The organism is Microbacterium sp. SORGH_AS_0888 (genome assembly GCF_030818905.1).
Classification (GTDB): Bacteria; Actinomycetota; Actinomycetes; order Actinomycetales; family Microbacteriaceae; genus Microbacterium.
Map to the genome: position 1 here is coordinate 1408860 of NZ_JAUTAZ010000001.1, position 16311 is coordinate 1425170.

The 16311-nt window shown below is 73.2% G+C and carries 19 protein-coding genes; 9 read left to right on the plus strand and 10 right to left on the minus strand.

The window, feature by feature from the left end:
- Nucleotides 1–55 precede the first annotated feature (55 nt).
- On the minus strand, nt 56–352 hold the full coding sequence (gene groES / locus QE381_RS06895) for a co-chaperone GroES (RefSeq protein ID WP_047543013.1): 297 nt from the start codon (nt 350–352) through the stop codon (nt 56–58).
- A 139-nt stretch (nt 353–491) separates the two neighbouring features.
- On the opposite strand from groES, the gene QE381_RS06900 reads away from it, so the two are divergent.
- Entirely contained in the window at nt 492–1706 is a 1215-nt protein-coding gene (locus QE381_RS06900) for an SAM-dependent methyltransferase (protein WP_307216670.1), read from the plus strand.
- Here QE381_RS06900 and QE381_RS06905 read toward each other — a convergent pair.
- From QE381_RS06905 to alr, 6 genes are read right to left on the minus strand one after another with little or no spacing between them, the layout of a single operon-like run.
- Nucleotides 1685–2251, minus strand: coding sequence for a hypothetical protein (locus QE381_RS06905; RefSeq protein WP_307216671.1), 567 nt, complete (start codon nt 2249–2251; stop codon nt 1685–1687). The genes QE381_RS06900 and QE381_RS06905 overlap by 22 nt on opposite strands.
- On the minus strand, nt 2248–3294 hold the full coding sequence (gene tsaD, locus QE381_RS06910) for a tRNA (adenosine(37)-N6)-threonylcarbamoyltransferase complex transferase subunit TsaD (protein WP_307216673.1): 1047 nt from the start codon (nt 3292–3294) through the stop codon (nt 2248–2250). Before tsaD ends, QE381_RS06905 begins: the two co-directional genes overlap by 4 nt.
- Nucleotides 3294–3899 carry a ribosomal protein S18-alanine N-acetyltransferase gene (gene rimI, locus QE381_RS06915; RefSeq protein ID WP_307216675.1) on the minus strand — a complete coding sequence of 202 codons (606 nt, stop codon included), beginning with the start codon at nt 3897–3899 and terminating at the stop codon, nt 3294–3296. Before rimI ends, tsaD begins: the two co-directional genes overlap by 1 nt.
- Nucleotides 3896–4564, minus strand: coding sequence for a tRNA (adenosine(37)-N6)-threonylcarbamoyltransferase complex dimerization subunit type 1 TsaB (tsaB, locus tag QE381_RS06920; RefSeq protein ID WP_307216677.1), 669 nt, complete (start codon nt 4562–4564; stop codon nt 3896–3898). The genes rimI and tsaB overlap by 4 nt, the downstream gene beginning before the upstream one ends.
- 24 nt (nt 4565–4588) lie before the next feature.
- Nucleotides 4589–5089, minus strand: coding sequence for a tRNA (adenosine(37)-N6)-threonylcarbamoyltransferase complex ATPase subunit type 1 TsaE (tsaE, locus tag QE381_RS06925; RefSeq protein WP_307216679.1), 501 nt, complete (start codon nt 5087–5089; stop codon nt 4589–4591).
- A 54-nt stretch (nt 5090–5143) separates the two neighbouring features.
- Nucleotides 5144–6265, minus strand: coding sequence for an alanine racemase (alr, locus tag QE381_RS06930; protein ID WP_307216681.1), 1122 nt, complete (start codon nt 6263–6265; stop codon nt 5144–5146).
- Between the two features lie 40 nt (nt 6266–6305).
- On the opposite strand from alr, the gene QE381_RS06935 reads away from it, so the two are divergent.
- From QE381_RS06935 to QE381_RS06970, 8 genes are all read left to right on the plus strand, one after another.
- Nucleotides 6306–6902 (plus strand): helix-turn-helix domain-containing protein, encoded by a 597-nt coding sequence (locus QE381_RS06935; RefSeq protein WP_307216683.1) that lies wholly within the window; start codon nt 6306–6308, stop codon nt 6900–6902.
- 173 nt (nt 6903–7075) lie between these two features.
- Nucleotides 7076–8578, plus strand: coding sequence for an aldehyde dehydrogenase (locus QE381_RS06940; protein WP_307216684.1), 1503 nt, complete (start codon nt 7076–7078; stop codon nt 8576–8578).
- Nucleotides 8575–10065 carry an NtaA/DmoA family FMN-dependent monooxygenase gene (locus tag QE381_RS06945; RefSeq protein ID WP_307216685.1) on the plus strand — a complete coding sequence of 497 codons (1491 nt, stop codon included), beginning with the start codon at nt 8575–8577 and terminating at the stop codon, nt 10063–10065. The genes QE381_RS06940 and QE381_RS06945 overlap by 4 nt, the downstream gene beginning before the upstream one ends.
- The gene (locus tag QE381_RS06950; protein WP_307216687.1) at nt 10062–10562 is read left to right on the plus strand and encodes a thiamine pyrophosphate-binding protein; all 501 of its coding nucleotides are present in this window, start codon (nt 10062–10064) and stop codon (nt 10560–10562) included. Before QE381_RS06945 ends, QE381_RS06950 begins: the two co-directional genes overlap by 4 nt.
- Nucleotides 10559–11176 carry a thiamine pyrophosphate-dependent enzyme gene (locus QE381_RS06955; protein ID WP_307216689.1) on the plus strand — a complete coding sequence of 206 codons (618 nt, stop codon included), beginning with the start codon at nt 10559–10561 and terminating at the stop codon, nt 11174–11176. The genes QE381_RS06950 and QE381_RS06955 overlap by 4 nt, the downstream gene beginning before the upstream one ends.
- Nucleotides 11176–12249 carry a GMC family oxidoreductase gene (locus QE381_RS06960; protein WP_307216691.1) on the plus strand — a complete coding sequence of 358 codons (1074 nt, stop codon included), beginning with the start codon at nt 11176–11178 and terminating at the stop codon, nt 12247–12249. Before QE381_RS06955 ends, QE381_RS06960 begins: the two co-directional genes overlap by 1 nt.
- The gene (locus tag QE381_RS06965; RefSeq protein ID WP_307216692.1) at nt 12170–12799 is read left to right on the plus strand and encodes a GMC oxidoreductase; all 630 of its coding nucleotides are present in this window, start codon (nt 12170–12172) and stop codon (nt 12797–12799) included. Before QE381_RS06960 ends, QE381_RS06965 begins: the two co-directional genes overlap by 80 nt.
- Complete coding sequence (locus tag QE381_RS06970) at nt 12796–13320, plus strand: flavin reductase family protein (protein ID WP_307216694.1); 525 nt, start codon at nt 12796–12798, stop codon at nt 13318–13320. Before QE381_RS06965 ends, QE381_RS06970 begins: the two co-directional genes overlap by 4 nt.
- Nucleotides 13321–13492: 172 nt before the next feature.
- Here QE381_RS06970 and QE381_RS06975 read toward each other — a convergent pair whose 3' ends face one another.
- The 3 genes from QE381_RS06975 to glmS are packed head-to-tail and all read right to left on the minus strand — an operon-like array spanning nt 13493 to nt 16301.
- Nucleotides 13493–14062: a TIGR00730 family Rossman fold protein gene (locus QE381_RS06975; protein WP_307216696.1), complete on the minus strand. Its 570-nt coding sequence runs from the start codon at nt 14060–14062 to the stop codon at nt 13493–13495.
- A gap of 32 nt (nt 14063–14094) precedes the next feature.
- Nucleotides 14095–14445 carry a holo-ACP synthase gene (locus QE381_RS06980; RefSeq protein ID WP_307216698.1) on the minus strand — a complete coding sequence of 117 codons (351 nt, stop codon included), beginning with the start codon at nt 14443–14445 and terminating at the stop codon, nt 14095–14097.
- Between the two features lie 5 nt (nt 14446–14450).
- Complete coding sequence (glmS, locus tag QE381_RS06985) at nt 14451–16301, minus strand: glutamine--fructose-6-phosphate transaminase (isomerizing) (RefSeq protein WP_307216700.1); 1851 nt, start codon at nt 16299–16301, stop codon at nt 14451–14453.
- Between the last annotated feature and the right edge of the window lie 10 nt (nt 16302–16311).

The window sequence follows — 16311 nt, forward strand, 5'->3', positions numbered from 1 at the left end:
CGGCGAAGGGCCCGGATGCCGGAGCATCGCGGGCCCTTCGTGCGGGAGTCGCGGGTCAGCGGACGACGACCGCGAGGACGTCGCGGGCCGAGAGCACGAGGTACTCGTCGGCGCCGAACTTGACCTCGGTGCCGCCGTACTTGCTGTAGATGACGCGGTCGCCGACGGCGACGTCGAGCGGGACCCGGTTGCCGTTGTCGTCGATGCGGCCGGGGCCAACGGCCACGACCTCACCCTCCTGCGGCTTCTCCTTGGCGGTGTCGGGGATGACCAGACCACTCGCCGTGGTCTGCTCGGCCTCGACCTGCTGGATGACGATGCGGTCCTCGAGCGGCTTGATGGAAACCGACACGGTCTACCTCTTCTTTCTCGCTTCGTGAAACGGAAGACTCGTTAGCACCCTCACACCGAGAGTGCTAAATCCCAGTCTAGGGTCCTCCTGGCACTCACGCAACGCGAGTGCCAATCGATGTCGCACATAGGCTGATCGGATGGAGATGCCGGAGCTGCGCGAGCTGCTGACACCCGTCGGGCTCGGGCTCATCGACGAGGTCGGCGAGCTCGCGACGACGGACGCCGTGGCCGCGGCGGTCGGTCGGCTGCGCCGCGCCGGGCACTCCCCCGAGCTCGTGACCGCCGTGGTCGGCCAGGCCCGCCTGCGCACGAAGGCACGCGGCAAGTTCGGCGCGCTGGCCGATCGGATGCTGCTGACGCGCGCCGGCCTGGAGCAGGCGACGCGGCTGGAGGTCGCCGCCCTGCACGCCGCGCGGTTCCGCGACGCGGGCGTGACGCGCGTCGCGGACCTCGGCTGCGGGATCGGCGGCGACTCGCTGGGCTTCGCCGGCCTCGGGATGCGCGTCCTCGCCGTCGACGCGGACGACGTCACCGCGGCCCTCGCCGCCTACAACCTCGCCCCCTACGACGCCGAGGTCCGCTGCGCGCGCGCCGAGGACGTCGAGCTCGACGGGGTGGACGGCCTGTGGCTCGACCCGGCTCGTCGCACGGCCGGGCACGGCGAGACGCGCCGCGTGTCGACATCCGACTACACGCCCGCCCTCGACTGGGCGTTCGCGACAGCGCGGCGGCTGCCGACCGGCATCAAGCTCGGCCCCGCGTTCGAGCGCGGCGACATCCCCGCCGACGCCGAGGCGCAGTGGATCGGGGTCGACGGCTCGACGATCGAGCTCGTGCTGTGGTGGGGGGCGCTCGCGCGGGAAGGCGTGCGACGGGCGGCCCTCGTGATCCGCGGCGGGACCGCGCACGAGCTCACGGCCGCGACGGATGCGGAGGACGCCGAGGTGCGCCAGCTCGGTGCCTTCCTGCACGAACCCGACGGCGCCGTCATCCGCGCACGGCTGATCGGGGACGTCGCCCGCGCCCTCCAGGCGGGCATGCTCGACGAGAGGATCGCCTATCTCACCTCCGACGCGCCGCTCACGAGCCCGTTCGTGCAGTCGTTCCGAGTACGCGAGGAGCTGCCGGCCGACCCGGCGAAGCTGTCGAAGGCGCTGCGCGCACGCGGGATCGGACGACTCGAGATCAAGAAGCGCGGCGTCGATGTCGACCCCGCCGCGCTGCGCACACGGCTCAAGCTCGCCGGCGACGGCGCGGCGACCCTGCTGCTGACACGCACGGCTGCGGGCCGTCGCGCCATCCTCGCCGATCGCGTCGGAGCGAGCGCGGCTCAGCCGATCCAGCCCGCCTGACGCGCCGCGAACAGCAGCCACCCCGCGCTGTAGACGAGGGATGCCGCCGCCAGCGCGATCGCCCACCCCGCAAGGACGCGTTGCACGCGGCGACGGACCGCGACGGTCGCGAGCGCGAGCGCCGCCACGCCGAGCGGGAACACCCAGCCGACGACGAGGGAGGCGGCCAGGGCGATGGCGGCGAGCGCGAGGGCGTAACCGCCCACGCCCGTGCTCTCGCGAGCACGCAGCGGTGTCTCGGGCGTCTCCGGCTCCCACGGCGCGGGACCGAGCTCGGCCGGGTGCAGCTCGAGCACGTCCACCGGCGCCGTGGGCGGACGTGTGAAACCACCGCGGTGGGCACCGGGGACCGCGGCGTCGTCGAGGGGCAGCACGACATCCGGCGAGGCGGGCTCGACTCGCGTCGGCACCGCCGCTGCGCCGTCGCGCCGACGGGCCGGGGTCGGCTCGGGCGCCCCCGTGCCGGGCAGGTCGACGGGCTCGATCGTGATGTCCGGGAGCGGGCGCACCGCCTCGGCATCCTGCGGCCGCTGCGGATCGGTCACGACCGCGCGACCTGGATCTCGGTGACCGGCAGCGTGGAGTCGGCGCCGAAGGCGAGCGTCGAGGGCGTCCGCCCGGAACGGATGAGCTCGCTCGCGAGCGCGGCGATCATCGCGCCGTTGTCCGTGCACAGCCGCAGCGGCGGGATGCGGAGCGTCACGCCGGCGGCCGTCGCCCGCTCGAGCGCCACGTCGCGCAGGCGCCGGTTGGCGATGACGCCGCCGCCCAGGAGCAGCCGCGGTACGCCGAACCGTTCGCAGGCGTCGAGCGCCTTCGTCACGAGCACGTCGACGACGGCCTCGCGGAAGGAGGCCGCGACATCCGGCACGCGGACGTCGGCGTTCTGCTCGACGTAGCGGGCGACCGCGGTCTTGAGCCCGGAGAACGAGAAGTCGTAGCGGTGCTCGGCCATGTCGGACGCGCGCGAGAGCCCCCGGGGGAACCGGATCGCCGTCGGGTCGCCCGACGCCGCGGCACGGTCGATCTCGGGACCGCCCGGGTAGGGCAGGCCCAGCAGCCGCGCGACCTTGTCGAAGGCCTCGCCCGCGGCGTCATCGACCGTCTCGCCCAGCAGCTCGACGTCGGTCGTGAGGTCGCGCACGAGCAGCAGCGAGGTGTGCCCGCCGCTGACGAGGAGCGCGACCGTGGGGTACTCGAGCTCGGACTCGCCCGGCGAGAGGATGTCGGCGGCGATGTGCCCGACGAGGTGGTTGACGGCGTAGAGAGGCGTGCCGAGCCCCACGGCGAGCGCCTTGGCCGCCCCCACCCCGACCATGAGCGCGCCCGCGAGACCCGGGCCCGAGGTGACCGCCACGGCGTCCAGGTCTGCCAAGGCGACCCCTGCCTCGGCCAGCGCGGCCTCGATCGAGGGCTGCAGCGCCTCGAGGTGGGCGCGCGCGGCGACCTCCGGTACGACGCCGCCGTAGCGGGCGTGCTCGTCCATGGAGCTGGCGATCGTGTTCGAGAGCAGGGTCCGGCCGCGGACGATCCCGATCCCGGTCTCGTCGCAGCTCGTCTCGATTCCCAGCACGAGCGGCTCGTCCATCAGCACCACCCCGTTCCCGCGGTCGTCCGGGCGACGTCGGCGGCGGGCGCGGCATCCGCGGCGCCGGGTGCGCGCAACTCAGGCAGAATCGTCGCCGAAGGCGCCTGCCCGGCCGTATCCGGCCGATCTGCCTGAGTTATGGACACGGCGGCGCCGGCCCAGGACCGCACGTCCAGCTGCATGACGATCGCGTCGACGTCGTCGGGCTGGTAGTACCGCGGCCGCCGCCCGACCTCGACGAAGCCCTCCGACAGGTACAGCCGCTGGGCGACGGGGTTGTCGTCCCGGACCTCGAGGAACACGTCGCGCACCCCTCGCTCGGCGGCGATCTCGAGGAGGGCGCGCAGCAGCAGACGTCCGCTCCCGCGCCCGCGGGCGTGCTCCGCGACCGTGATCGTCTGCACGTCGCCGTCGTGGGCGCCGGCGACCGCCCGGAGCCCCGCGTAGCCGGCGAGGCGGCCGGCGACATCCAGCGCGAGGTAGTGACCGTGCGGCGAGCCGAGCTCCTCGCGCATCATGGCCTCGCTCCAGGCGTCGGTCGGGAAGCTCGCCCGCTCGAGCCGCATGATCTCGGCGAGATCGTCGAGCGTCGCGGTGCGGATCATGCGCTCACCCGCTTGGGCCCCTGACCGACCGTCACATCGGGCGCACGCAGATAGAGCGGCTGGTCCGGCCCGCTCGACCGCCCGGCCGCCAGCGCGCGCGCCGCGACGAGGGCGAGCATCGAGGCCGGCACGGCCGTCGCGTCGACGCGCGCGATCCCCGCCAGTCGCGCATCGACGCCGTCACGGGCCACGAGAGCGGGCTCCGTCGCACGCACGGGCAGCCCGTCGTCGTCGATGCCGTCGTAGACCGTGTACGCGAACTCGCGGCGCCGCGCATCCGTGACCACGGCGAACGCGCCGGTGTCGGTGTCGGCCAGCTGGGCGCCGAGCAGGATGCCGAGCGCGACGGCGTCGTGGCTGACCACCGGGACGACGGGGATGTCGCGCGCCAGCGCGAACGCGCGGGCCGCCGCGATCCCGATGCGCAGGCCCGTGAAGGGGCCCGGCCCCATGCCTGCGGCCACGTGCGTGACGAGATCCGGCGCGGGTGCGAGGACGCCCTGGGCGGGGGCCATGGCCGCGTCCTCGAGCGCGTCGCGCAGCAGCGTCCCGATGACCTCCGCGTGGCCGAGGGGGTTCTCGCTCGAGCGTTCGGCACGCACCACGCCGTCGGGGTCGATGACCGCGACGGCGGTGCCGATCGAGGTGTCGATACCGAGGAGCATCGTTCCAGGGTAGCCGTGCGCGGGCTAAGGCCGCCGGGAGATCCTGGCCAGGCGCGGCGTCTCGGCATCGAGGTCGACCCCGTGCCCGTAGGTCCCGCACGCCGTGTCGACGCCGCGACCGTGCCATTCGCGGTCGAGCTCGATCTCCCACCAGGTGTCGGCGACCGCGTGGGCGAAGGGGGCGGCCCACTCGGCGACCACGACGGAGCCGGCGAAGTCGATGTCGAGGTCGTCGAGCTCCGCCGCCTGACCCAGCCGGTACGCGTCGACGTGCACGAGCGGCGCGCCGCCCGTGAGGGAGGGATGCGTCCGGGCGATCACGAACGTGGGGCTCTGGATGGGCCCGCGCACCCCGAGTCCGGCGGCGATGCCGCGGGTGAGCGTCGTCTTGCCCGCGCCGAGCGCGCCGGTGAGCACGAGCAGGTCTCCGGCGCGCAGGCGTTCGCCGACCTCACGGCCGAGCGCCTCCATGGCCGCGGGAGACGCGATCTCACGCTCTCCCCGCAGATCGTCGAGTCCCGACATCCGCCTCTCCTTCCCTACGCCCTCTCCGACCGAGCCCCGCGGGCACGGGCCGCCTCAGGACACCTGCCGGCGCGGGACGCGGGCGCCCACCCGCGTCACGATCTCGTAGTTGATCGTGCCAGCCGCATCCGCCCACTCCGTCGCGGCCGGCATCCCGAGCGTCGGATCACCGAAGAGCACGACCTCGTCGCCGACCGCGACCGGCGCGTCGCCGACATCCACCACGAACTGGTCCATCGCGATGCGCCCGGCGACCCGGAAGCGGCGCCCGCCGATCAGCACCGGTCCGGTTCCCGATGCCTGCCTCGGCACGCCGTCCGCGTACCCGAGGGGCACGAGGGCGAGGGTCGTCTCGGCGTCCGTGCGATAGGCGTAGCCGTAGGACACGCCCTGCCCCGCGGGCACCCGCCGCACCGCGGCGACGGCAGCGCGCAGGGTCATGGCCGGCCGGAGGCCGAGGTCGGCCGAGGAGCGGTCCTCGAAGGGCGAGAGGCCGTAGATGCCGATCCCGAGCCGGACGCAGGTGAGCCGCGTCTCGGGCAGCGCGATCGCGGCATGGGTCGCCGCGATGTGGCGCAGTCGCGGGGCGAGCCCGGCGGATGCGGCGACTCCCAGACCCGCCTCGAACGCGGCGAGCGCGGCACGGTCGTCATCGGCCGAGGTGTTGGAGAGGTGGCTGAACGCGCCGAGGACCCGCACGCGCCCGAGGCGCTCGAGCCGGGCCGCCTCGGCGCACACGAGCGCCCACTCCGCCGGCGGCACGCCGTTGCGGCCGAGGCCGGTCTCGAGCTTGAGGTGGAGGATCGCCGGCCTCTCGGCGGTCGCCGCCGCGGCGGCGGCGTTGAGCTGGTCCAGGCTCGAGATCCCGAGCTCCACACCGCGTTCCACCGCCTCGCCGAACGCCGCCCCCGGGGCGTGCAGCCAGGCCACGAGGGGCGCATCCACCCCGCCGCGCCGAAGCGCGAGCGCCTCCGCGAGGTCGGCGACGCCGAGACGGGTCGCCCCGCCCGCGAGCGCGGCGGCGGCCGAACGCGCCGCGCCGTGGCCATACCCGTCGGCCTTGACGACCGCGATGACATCGACGCCCACCAGACGCCGCAGGTGGCGCACGTTGTCCTCGATCGCGCCCACGTCGATCGTGGCTTCGCGCATGACCCCCGCCGGCAGTCGACCCATGCGTCCCACGCTACCGGGTGCCCGCGCCTATGCTGGGGCCGTGTCCGCGTCCCCCAGCCCCGCCGCGGGGGACGACGCGCTCATCGGGCTATCGCTCGGGCGGGAGATCCGGGCGGCCCGCACGGCGAAGAAGCTCTCGATGCGGCAGGTCGCGGCATCCGCCGACATCAGCCAGCCCTTCCTCAGCCAGATCGAGTCCGGCCACACGATGCCCTCGATCTCGACCCTCTTCCGGATCGCGAAGGTCCTCGGCATCTCGCCCTCGGCGCTGCTGCCGAGCCCGCCGGAGCCGTCGCCCGTGCGGGTGAGCCGACGCGCGGACAGTGAGACGGTGCCCGTGTCCGAGCGCGACGACCGCGCGTCGAGCCGCATCATCTCGACCGAGACCGAGCGTGGCGCGACCGTGCAGGAGTACCGGGTGGCGGGCCCGTACCTGGGCGACTGGTTCGAGTCGGACGGCGAGAACACGATCTACGTCGTCGAGGGCGAGCTCACCGTGATGATCGACGGTCGCGGCGAGTGGGAGCTCGGCCCCGGCGACGCGCTCGCGCACCCCGGCGCGCTCCGCAACCGGTGGGCCGTGCGCGACGCGGCCGGCGCGACCGTGCTGCTCGTGCACGCTCCGCTCCTCCCCTGACCGCGCCCCCATGCCCCTCCCCTGACCGCGAGACCAGTCCGAGCCGCCGAGACCGGCGGTTTTCTCGCCGGTCTCGGCGCGCCGGACTGGTCTCGCGGAATGGACGGGGGCGTGTAACGCGGGCGTAACGTGATTGGTATGGGTTATCAACGATAGGTAGCTAGCGTCGGGGCATGGCCACCGACATCCCCCTGCGCGACGGCGTCACGCGCTTCCTCGCCGACGACCCCGGCCGCCTGCTGATCGACGGGGAGTGGACGGATGCCGCCTCCGGCCGCCGGTTCGCAACCACCGACCCCGCGACCGGCCGCCACCTCGCCGACGTCGCCCGCGGAGAGTCCGCCGACGTCGACCGGGCGGTCGCCGCGGCCCGACGCGCGCTCGAGAGCGGCGCCTGGGCGAGCATGACTCCGCCGGAGCGCTCGAAGCTGCTGTGGCGCGTCGCCGACCTCATGGAGTCGCACCTCGACGAGCTGGCCGAGCTGGAGACCCTCGATCAGGGCAAGAACTGGCGCACCTCGCGGTTCGGCGAGATCCCGGCGGCCATCAACCAGTTCCGCTACTACGCCGGATGGCCGACCAAGATCATGGGCGAGGTGCTGCCCGCGACGGTGGGACGCACGCCTCCCGGCGCGTCGCTGTTCGCCTACACCCGCCGCGAGCCGGTGGGTGTCGTGGGCGCGATCGTGCCGTGGAACTCCCCCATGATCATGACCGCGATGAAGCTCGCCCCGGCGCTGGCGGCCGGCTGCACGATCGTGCTGAAGCCGGCCGAGAACACCCCGCTGACGGCGCTGTTCCTCGGCCGGCTGCTGCAGGAGGCGGGGCTCCCCGCCGGCGCCGTCAACATCGTCACCGGGTTCGGCGGCGAGGCGGGCCAGGCCCTCGCCGATCACCGCGGCGTCGACAAGATCGCCTTCACCGGATCGACCGCGGTCGGCAAGCGGCTGCTGGCGAGCGCGGCCGGCAATCTCAAGCGCCTGACCCTCGAGCTCGGTGGCAAGTCGCCGTCGATCGTGCTGCCCGACGCCGATCTCACGGCGGCCGTCGCGGGAGTCTCCAGCGGCATCTTCGACAACGGGGGCCAGGTCTGCGTCGCGAGCGCCCGCATCTACGCGCACCGCGACGTCTACGATGACGTGGTGTCTGGCATGGCGGCGGCCGGCGAGAAGCTGCGCCTCGGACACGGCCTCGACCCGGAGGCCGACCTCGGACCGCTCGTGAGCGTGCCGCAGGCGGAACGCGTCGAGCGCTTCGTCGCGGAGGGCGCCGCCGACGGCGTCACGGTCGTGACCGGCGGAGAGCGCAGCGGCGCGGCCGGCACCTTCTACTCCCCCACGGTGCTCACCGGCGTCCGGCCCGGGGCCCGCCTCATGCGGGAGGAGATCTTCGGGCCCGTCGCGGTCGTCACCCCCTTCGACGACCTCGACGAGGTCGTCGGCTGGGCCAACGACTCCGACTACGGCCTGGCCGCGAGCGTATGGACCGAGGGCCTCGGCGATGCGCACCGCCTGGCCGCGCGCCTGCAGGCGGGCACCGTGTGGGTCAACTGTCACTCGTTCCTCGGCCCGGAGCTGCCCAAGGGCGGCCACAAGGAGTCCGGCTGGGGGTACGAGAACGGGCCACAGGGTCTGGAGAACTACCTGGAGACCAAGAGCGTGGTGATGGTGCTGTGAGCGGGGCGGCGGGCGGACGCATCCTGCTGGGAGTGTTCGAGACGATGAACCCCAGCAACGGGATGCCGACCTGGACGCATCCCGAGGGACGCGGCGACGACTGGGACGACCTCGGCTACTGGCTGGGGCTGGCCCGCGAACTGGATGCGGCGGGCTTCGACTTCCTCTTCTTCGCCGACACGTACGGTTACGCGACCCTGGGCGGCCGGATGCCGGAGGAGGTCGCCGCCCACGGGATCCAGTTCCCCGCCCTCGACCCGATGCTCGCGATCGCCGCCCTCGCGCGAGAGACGCGCGACATCGGTTTCGTCGTGACCTCCCCGACGACCGTCGAGCGCCCCTACGCGACGGCGCGCCGCTTCGCCACGCTGGACCGTTTCACGGACGGGCGCATCGGCTGGAACGTCGTGACCGGCAGCTCCCAGGCGACGACCGACGAGCTGTTCGGGGTGACGGCGACGCTCGACCACGATGCCCGATACGACGCGGCGGACGACTTCCTGGACACATGCCTGCGGTTCTGGGAGCACAGCTGGGATGACGACGCCGAGGTGCGCGACCGCGAGCGCGGCGTGTACGCCGACCCCGCGAAGCTGCACCGGGTGGAGGTGGATGGCGTGCATCAGCGCGCCGCCGGCGTCTTCGCCGTGCCTCCGACCCGCCAGCGGACCCCCGTGCTGTTCCAGGCGGGCACGAGCGACCGTGGCCGCGCCTACGCCGCCCGCAACGCCGAGGCCGTGTTCATCCAGGGGCAGTCGATCGAGACCGCGGCGGCGCACGTCGCCGACATCCGCGCGCAGGCGGCACGACACGGTCGCGACGCCGACGAGGTGAAGGTCGTGACCGGGATGACGGTCACGGTCGCGCCGACCGAGGCGGAGGCGCGCGCGCTGCGCGCGGAGTACGAGGCGGTGCTGAGGCTCGACGACGCCGCGGTCATGTTCGCCGGCATCACGGGAATCGACCTGACGGGCATCGACCCCGACACGCGCGTCGCCGACCTCTCGACCGATCTCGGGCAGACGCTCATCAACCGCTACGCCCGCGCGGATCCCGACATCCGGGTGCGTGCCGTGCTGGACCAGTTCCGCACGAAGGCGATCCGCGGTTTCCAGGTGACGGGCACACCCGAGCAGGTGGCGGACGAGATCGAGGCGATCGTCGACGGCTCCGGGATCGACGGGATCATGCTCGAGCCGACCTTCGGCGGCTCCGCCGCCTATCGCGCGTTCATCGACCTGGTGCTCCCGCTCCTCCGCTCCCGCGGTCGCGTCGCCCCCGCCCCGCCCGCCGCCACCGCCGTGCCCGCCGCCCCCGCCGCGCCCGTCACCCTGCGCGAACGCCTCACGGGCTCCCCGCGCCTGGCCGCCACCCACCGCGCACGCCGTCTCACCGCATCCACCATCGAACCGTCAAGAAACGCGCATAGTCGCCCCGATATCGAGCGGAATGTGACGGCTCGGCAGACAGAAAGAGAGAACGCATGAGAGCCGACGCCGTCGAGGCGGTGATCCGGGGCCTGAAGAAGGCCGGGGTCTCGATCGCCACCTACCTGCCCGACTCGCTCCTCAAGGAGCTGTACCCGGCGCTGGACGCGGATGCCGACATCCGCACGATCCCCGTGACGAACGAGGGCGAGGGGGCCGCCATCGCGGGCGGGGTGTTCCTCTCCGGCAAGCGGGCCGTGCTCGTGATGGAGAACTCGGGGCTGCGCGCGGCGACCGAGCACCTGGCACGGATGGGCCTCGGCGCCGGCATCCCGGTCGTCATGATCATGAGCTACCGGGGCGAGATCGGCGAGAACAACTGGTGGGCGATCCCGCACGGCATCACGATGGAGCCGCTGCTGCAGGCCCTGCGCACGCCGTACACGATCGTGCGCGAGGTCGACGAGATCGAGCAGGCGATCGTGAACGCGTACGAGACGGCCTACGCCTCGTACTACCACGTAGCCGTCGTCCTGGGAGGAGGGCTGGTCCGATGAGCTACAGCCGTTTCGAGGCCATGAAGCTGCTCGGCGCCCGGCTCGACACCGAGGCGCTGGTGATCCTGTCGCTGGGCGGCGCGGTGGACGAGTGGTACAACGCCGCCCCGCACATGCGCGCGGCGAGCCTGTTCCAGCAGCAGCTCGGATGCGTCACGCCGGAGGCGTTCGGCCTTGCCGCAGGTCTGCCGCACCGCCGAGTCGTGTCGCTCGACACCGACGGCGGGCTGCTGTTCAACCTGGGCATCCTCGCGACCCTCGGCAACGAGAAGCCCGCGAACCTCTTCGTCGTCGTGTGGGACAACGAGCAGTACCAGTCGATCGGCGGGCCGCGCACGCACACGGCTGCGGGCAACGTCGATCTCGCGGCGATCGCGCGCGGCGCGGGGGTGCGGCACGCGTACACCGCCGAGACCCTCGCGGAGTTCGACACGCACTGCGAGGCGGGTCTCGCCGCATCCGAGCCGTACATCGTGGTCGCCAAGACCGACGGCGTCCTCGAGCCCGGGATCCGACGCAAGCACTCGGACGGACGCGAGGACAAGTACATCTTCGTGCGGCACGTGGAGGAGCTCGAGGGCGTCACGATCATGGGTCCGAGCGAGCACAACTGATGGTCCTGCTCCGGGCGGCCGAGCCCGCCGCATCCGGCTACGACGTGATCGTCGTGGGCGGCGGCGCGGCGGGCTCGGTGCTGGCCGCGCGCCTCTCCGAGGACGAGGCGGCGCAGGTGCTGCTGATCGAGGCCGGACCCGATCATCGGGGTGTCCACGGGATCCTCGACGCGGCGCACTGGGACGCCCTGATCGGCGGTCGCTACGACTACGGCTACCGCTCGACGCCGACGCCGCACGTGCTCGGACGCTCGATCGGGATGCCGCGGGGCCGCGTGCTCGGCGGCAGCTCGTCGACCAACGCGATGCTCTGGTACCGCGGCGGCCGCGCCGACTACGACGCGTGGGCCTCGGCGGGAGCGACCGGCTGGGGCTACGACGACCTGCTCCCGTCCTTCCGGCGCTCCGAGACGCGCGCGGGCGGCGATCCCCGTTACCGCGGCACCGCCGGCCCGGTGCGGGTCGGTCCGCTGTCGCGGCTGCACCCCATCGCGCATGCGCTGGTGGCGGCATCCGCCGAGCGGGGGCTGCCCGTGATCGACGACGCGAACGCCGCCGACAACGAGGGGGCGACCTACCCGGACTACAACGCGCTCGAGACGGCCGACGGCGGATTCGAACGGTGGAGCACGGCACGCGCCTACCTCGAGCCGGCGCTCGGACGGCCGAACCTGCACGTGCGGGTCGACAGCCCGGTGCAGACCCTCGTGCTCAAGGGGACGCGGGTCGTCGGGGTACGGCACATGGTCGCCGGGAGGCAGATCGAGACGCGGGCGGATGCCGTCGTCCTCGCGGCCGGGGCGATCGACACCCCCTTGCTGCTGCAGCGCTCGGGCATCGGCGATCCGGCGCGGCTTCGCGCCGTCGGCATCCGTCCCGTGCACGACCTGCCCGGGGTGGGCGAGAACTTCCAGGACCACCCGCTGATCCTCGGCGTCAACCGTCCGCGCCCGCGCGGACCTCGGCCCGGTCATCGGCAACGGCGGCGGTGCGATGCTCAACTGGCGCAGCAGCCAGGCCGCGGCGGGCCCGGACCTGCACGTCGTCGTGGCGCACGGGTCGCGGGGCGATGAGGCGCTGCACGCCCGCCACGACCTGTCCGGCGATCGCGTGTTCGCGCTCGTCCCGGGGCTGTACGGATCGCGGAGCATCGGCTGGGTGCGGGCGAGGGCCGCGGATGCGGCGGTGCCGGCCGACATCCAGCCGAACTACCTGGCCGATCCGCGCGACCTCGCCGCCATGGTCGAGGCGCTCGAGGCCGTGCAGGACCTCATCGCCTCCCCCGCCTACGCGGAGCTCGCGGCGGGTCCCCTCACGCCGCCCGTGGGTCTCGACCGCGCCGAGCGCACCCGGTTCGTGCGTGAGAACATCGGCAGCTTCTTCCACTGCGCGGGCACGGCCCGGATCGGCGGCGACGAGCTCGCGGTCGTGGACCCGGGGCTGCGCGTCAGGGGCCTCACGGGCGTCTGGGTCGCGGACGCCTCGGTCATGCCCGTCATCCCCACCGCCAACACCCAGGCCCCGACCGTCGCGATCGCCGAGCGCGCGGTCACGCTGATCGCGGCATCCCTCGCGCCGCAGCCGACGCGCCCCGGGGCGCCAGAACAGGAGATCACCGCATGAGCCGCGCCGAACTGCCCCTGTACGACAACGACACCGCCGAGCTGCGGCGGGCGTTCTCGTTCTTCCCGTCCGGCGTGGTCGCCCTCCTCGCCGAGGTCGAGGGACAGCCGCAGGGGCTCGTCGCCTCGGCGTTCACGGTCGGGGTCTCGATGGACCCGCCGCTCGTGTCGTGCGCGGTCCAGCGCACCTCGACGACGTGGCCGCTGCTGCGCGGCGCTGCGCGCATCGGGGTCACGGTGCTCGCCGACGGGCAGGGCGATCTCGCCCGCCAGCTCTCGGGACGGGACCGCGCACGTCGGTTCGATGGCGTGCCGCTGCGCGAGACGGGCTCGTCCGCGCGTTTCATCGACGGGACGCCGCTGTGGCTCGAGTGTCGTCTGTACGCGGAGCATCCCGCCGGCGACCACACGATCGCCCTGCTGGAGGTCACCGGCATCGGCGTGCTCCCCGAGCTCGAGCCGCTCGTGTTCCACCGCTCGGACTTCCGGGCGCTCCAGCTCACCCAGGAGGACCTGGACTAGGGTCCGCGGCGGGGTGTGCCCGGGCGACCCCGAGCCCGTCCTGCGGGGATCGTGCGCGACGCGCCGCGCAACCCGCATCCGCCCCGGCGTGTCCGCCACGATCCCCGCCGTTGCGGACGTGCGCCGCTCGGGCGGGGTGACGGATGCGGTCACACGCCGCCGCGGGTCGGCGTCAGCGGGCCGCCCACTTGGGCGCGGGCGGCTCCCAGGCGCCGAACGCGTCGAGCAGCGACTGCGGCGTGTGGACGACGCGCAGCGAGCCGCGGAACTCGGCGCGCAGGAAGCCCGCGTCGAGCATGCCGTCGAGCAGGGCGAGCAACGGCTGCCAGAACCCGTCGACGTCGTACAGCGCGACGGGCTTGCGGTGGAAGCCGAGCTGCAGCCACGTCCACGCCTCCGCCAGCTCCTCGAGTGTGCCGGGGCCGCCGGGAAGGGCCACGAAGCCGTCCGCGAGGTCGGCCATGCGCATCTTCCGGGTGTGCATGTCGGGGACGATCTCGAGCTCGGAGAGCCCCGGATGGGCGAGCTCGGCGTCCACGAGCGCCTGCGGGATGACGCCGATGACCTCGCCGCCGGCCGCGCGGGCGGCGTCGGCGACGACGCCCATGAGGCCCGCGCGGCCGCCGCCGTAGACGATCCCGACGCCACGCGCGGCGAGATGCTCGCCGAGCGCCTGCGCCGCCTCCCGATAGGCGGGCCGGTTGCCCTCCGCCGACCCGGTGTACACCGCGATCCGACTCATCCGCCCGTTCCTCTCCTCGACTCCCGCACCGCTCAGCCCTCGGCCACGACGTAGGCGACGGCGAAGCCGGCGTCGTGCGACATCGACAGGTGCAGCCCCGTGATGCCCCGCTCGGCGACCACCGCCGCGGTCGAGCCGGACAGCGCGAGCCACGGGCGCCCCGAGGCCTCCGACGCCACCTCGATCTCGGTCCAGTGCACCCCGTCCGAGCCGCCGAGCGCCTTGATGAGCGCCTCCTTCGCGGCGTAGCGCGCCGCCAGCGAGCGCGGCTTCAGCACGCGCTCGGCCGGCGAGAACAGCCGCTCGCGCAGGCGCGGCGTCCGTTCCAGCTGCCGCTCGAACCGCGGGATGTCGACGAGGTCGACACCGATGCCCACGATCACCGCGACTACTCGACCGTGACGGACTTCGCGAGGTTGCGCGGCTGGTCGACGTCGAGGCCCTTCGCCTCGGCGAGCCCCATCGCGAACAGGTGGAGCGGCACGACCGCGAGCAGCGGCTCGAACAGGGGTCCGGCGAGCGGGATGCGCAGCACCTCGTCGGCGAACGGCAGCACGGCGGCGTCGCCCTCCTCGGCCACGACGATGACGCGGGCGCCGCGCGCGCGGATCTCCTGGATGTTCGAGACGACCTTGTCGTGCAGCAGCGACGACTCGCGCGGCGAGGGCACCAGCACGAAGACCGGCTGCCCCGGCTCGATCAGCGCGATCGGGCCGTGCTTGAGCTCACCGGCGGCGAACCCCTCCGCGTGGATGTAGGTGATCTCCTTGAGCTTGAGCGCTCCCTCGAGGGCGATGGGGTAGCCCACGTGACGACCGAGGAAGAGCACGGACCGCGTGTCCGCCATCCAGTGGGCGAGCTGCGAGATCCGCGCCGACTCCGCATCCAGCACCTTGGCGATCTTGCGCGGGATCGCCTCGAGCTCCAGGACGTGCTGCGCGACCTCGGTCGCCGACAGCGCACCGCGGACGCGCGCGACGTGCAGCCCCAGCAGGTAGAGAGCCGTGATCTGGGCGACGAACGCCTTCGTGGAGGCGACCGCGACCTCGGGACCGGCGTGCGTGTAGACGATCGCATCGGACTCGCGTGGGATCGTCGCCCCCTGCGTGTTGCAGATCGAGAGCGTGCGCGCGCCGCGCTCGCGGGCGTACTTGACGGCCATCAGGGTGTCCATCGTCTCGCCCGACTGGCTGATGGAGATCACGAGCGTCGAGGGCGTGAGCACGGGGTCCCGGTAGCGGAACTCGTGCGCGAGCTCGACCTCGACGGGAACGCGCGTCCACTGCTCGATCGCGTACTTGCCGACGAGGCCGGCGTAGGCGGCCGTGCCGGCGGCGATCACCACGACCCGGGTGATCTCGGCGAACAGCTCGTCGAGGCCGTCGAGCTCGGGGATGACGACGACCCCGTCGCGGATGCGCCCGCGCAGCGTGTTCGCGACGGCCTCCGGCTCCTCGGCCACCTCCTTGGCCATGAACGAGGACCATCCGCCCTTCTCGGCGGCGGACGCGTCCCACGTGACCTGGAAGGGCTCGACCTCGACGGCCGCGCCGGTGAAGTCGCTCACCTCGACGCCCGAGGGCGTGATGGCGACGATCTGATCCTGACCGATCGCGAGAGCGTCGCGCGTGTGCTCGACGAAGGCCGCGACATCCGAGCCGAGGAAGTTCTCCCCCTCGCCGAGCCCGATCACGAGCGGCGAGTTGCGGCGGGCGCCGACGACAAGACCCGGCTGCTCCTGGTGCATCGCGAGCAGGGTGAACGCGCCCTCGAGCCGCACGACGGTGGCGCGGAAGGCGGCCACGAGATCGTGGGATGCCGCGTACTCGCGGCCGAGCAGGACCGCGGCGACCTCCGTGTCGGTCTCGCTCTGGAACTCGTACCCCTCCGAGATCAGCTCGACCTTGAGGTCGGCGAAGTTCTCGATGATGCCGTTGTGGATGACGGCGAGCTTGCCGTCGTCGGCCAGATGGGGGTGGGCGTTGACGTCGGTCGGTCCGCCGTGCGTCGCCCAGCGCGTGTGGCCGATCCCGGTCGTGCCGTCGGCGAGGGGGTGGCGCTCGAGGTCGTCGCGCAGCATGCTGAGCTTGCCGGCGCGCTTGCGCATCCCGAGGTCGCCGTCACGGTCGATGACCGCGATGCCGGCGGAGTCGTATCCCCGGTACTCGAGACGGGCGAGTCCGGCGAGAAGGATGTCCTGACTCGGCCTCGGGCCCACGTATCCCACGATTCCGCACATAGCACCATCG

Excerpts from the sequence above, each read along its gene's own strand:
- QE381_RS06900 (WP_307216670.1), top strand. The coding sequence starts at position 492 with ATGGAGATGCCGGAGCTGCGCGAGCTGCTGACACCCGTCGGGCTCGGG.
- tsaD (WP_307216673.1), bottom strand. The coding sequence starts at position 3,294 with ATGGACGAGCCGCTCGTGCTGGGAATCGAGACGAGCTGCGACGAGACC.
- rimI (WP_307216675.1), bottom strand. The coding sequence starts at position 3,899 with ATGATCCGCACCGCGACGCTCGACGATCTCGCCGAGATCATGCGGCTC.
- tsaB (WP_307216677.1), bottom strand. The coding sequence starts at position 4,564 with ATGCTCCTCGGTATCGACACCTCGATCGGCACCGCCGTCGCGGTCATC.
- tsaE (WP_307216679.1), bottom strand. The coding sequence starts at position 5,089 with ATGTCGGGACTCGACGATCTGCGGGGAGAGCGTGAGATCGCGTCTCCC.
- alr (WP_307216681.1), bottom strand. The coding sequence starts at position 6,265 with ATGGGTCGACTGCCGGCGGGGGTCATGCGCGAAGCCACGATCGACGTG.
- QE381_RS06940 (WP_307216684.1), top strand. The coding sequence starts at position 7,076 with ATGGCCACCGACATCCCCCTGCGCGACGGCGTCACGCGCTTCCTCGCC.
- QE381_RS06950 (WP_307216687.1), top strand. The coding sequence starts at position 10,062 with ATGAGAGCCGACGCCGTCGAGGCGGTGATCCGGGGCCTGAAGAAGGCC.
- QE381_RS06955 (WP_307216689.1), top strand. The coding sequence starts at position 10,559 with ATGAGCTACAGCCGTTTCGAGGCCATGAAGCTGCTCGGCGCCCGGCTC.
- QE381_RS06960 (WP_307216691.1), top strand. The coding sequence starts at position 11,176 with ATGGTCCTGCTCCGGGCGGCCGAGCCCGCCGCATCCGGCTACGACGTG.
- QE381_RS06965 (WP_307216692.1), top strand. The coding sequence starts at position 12,170 with ATGCTCAACTGGCGCAGCAGCCAGGCCGCGGCGGGCCCGGACCTGCAC.
- QE381_RS06970 (WP_307216694.1), top strand. The coding sequence starts at position 12,796 with ATGAGCCGCGCCGAACTGCCCCTGTACGACAACGACACCGCCGAGCTG.
- QE381_RS06975 (WP_307216696.1), bottom strand. The coding sequence starts at position 14,062 with ATGAGTCGGATCGCGGTGTACACCGGGTCGGCGGAGGGCAACCGGCCC.
- glmS (WP_307216700.1), bottom strand. The coding sequence starts at position 16,301 with ATGTGCGGAATCGTGGGATACGTGGGCCCGAGGCCGAGTCAGGACATC.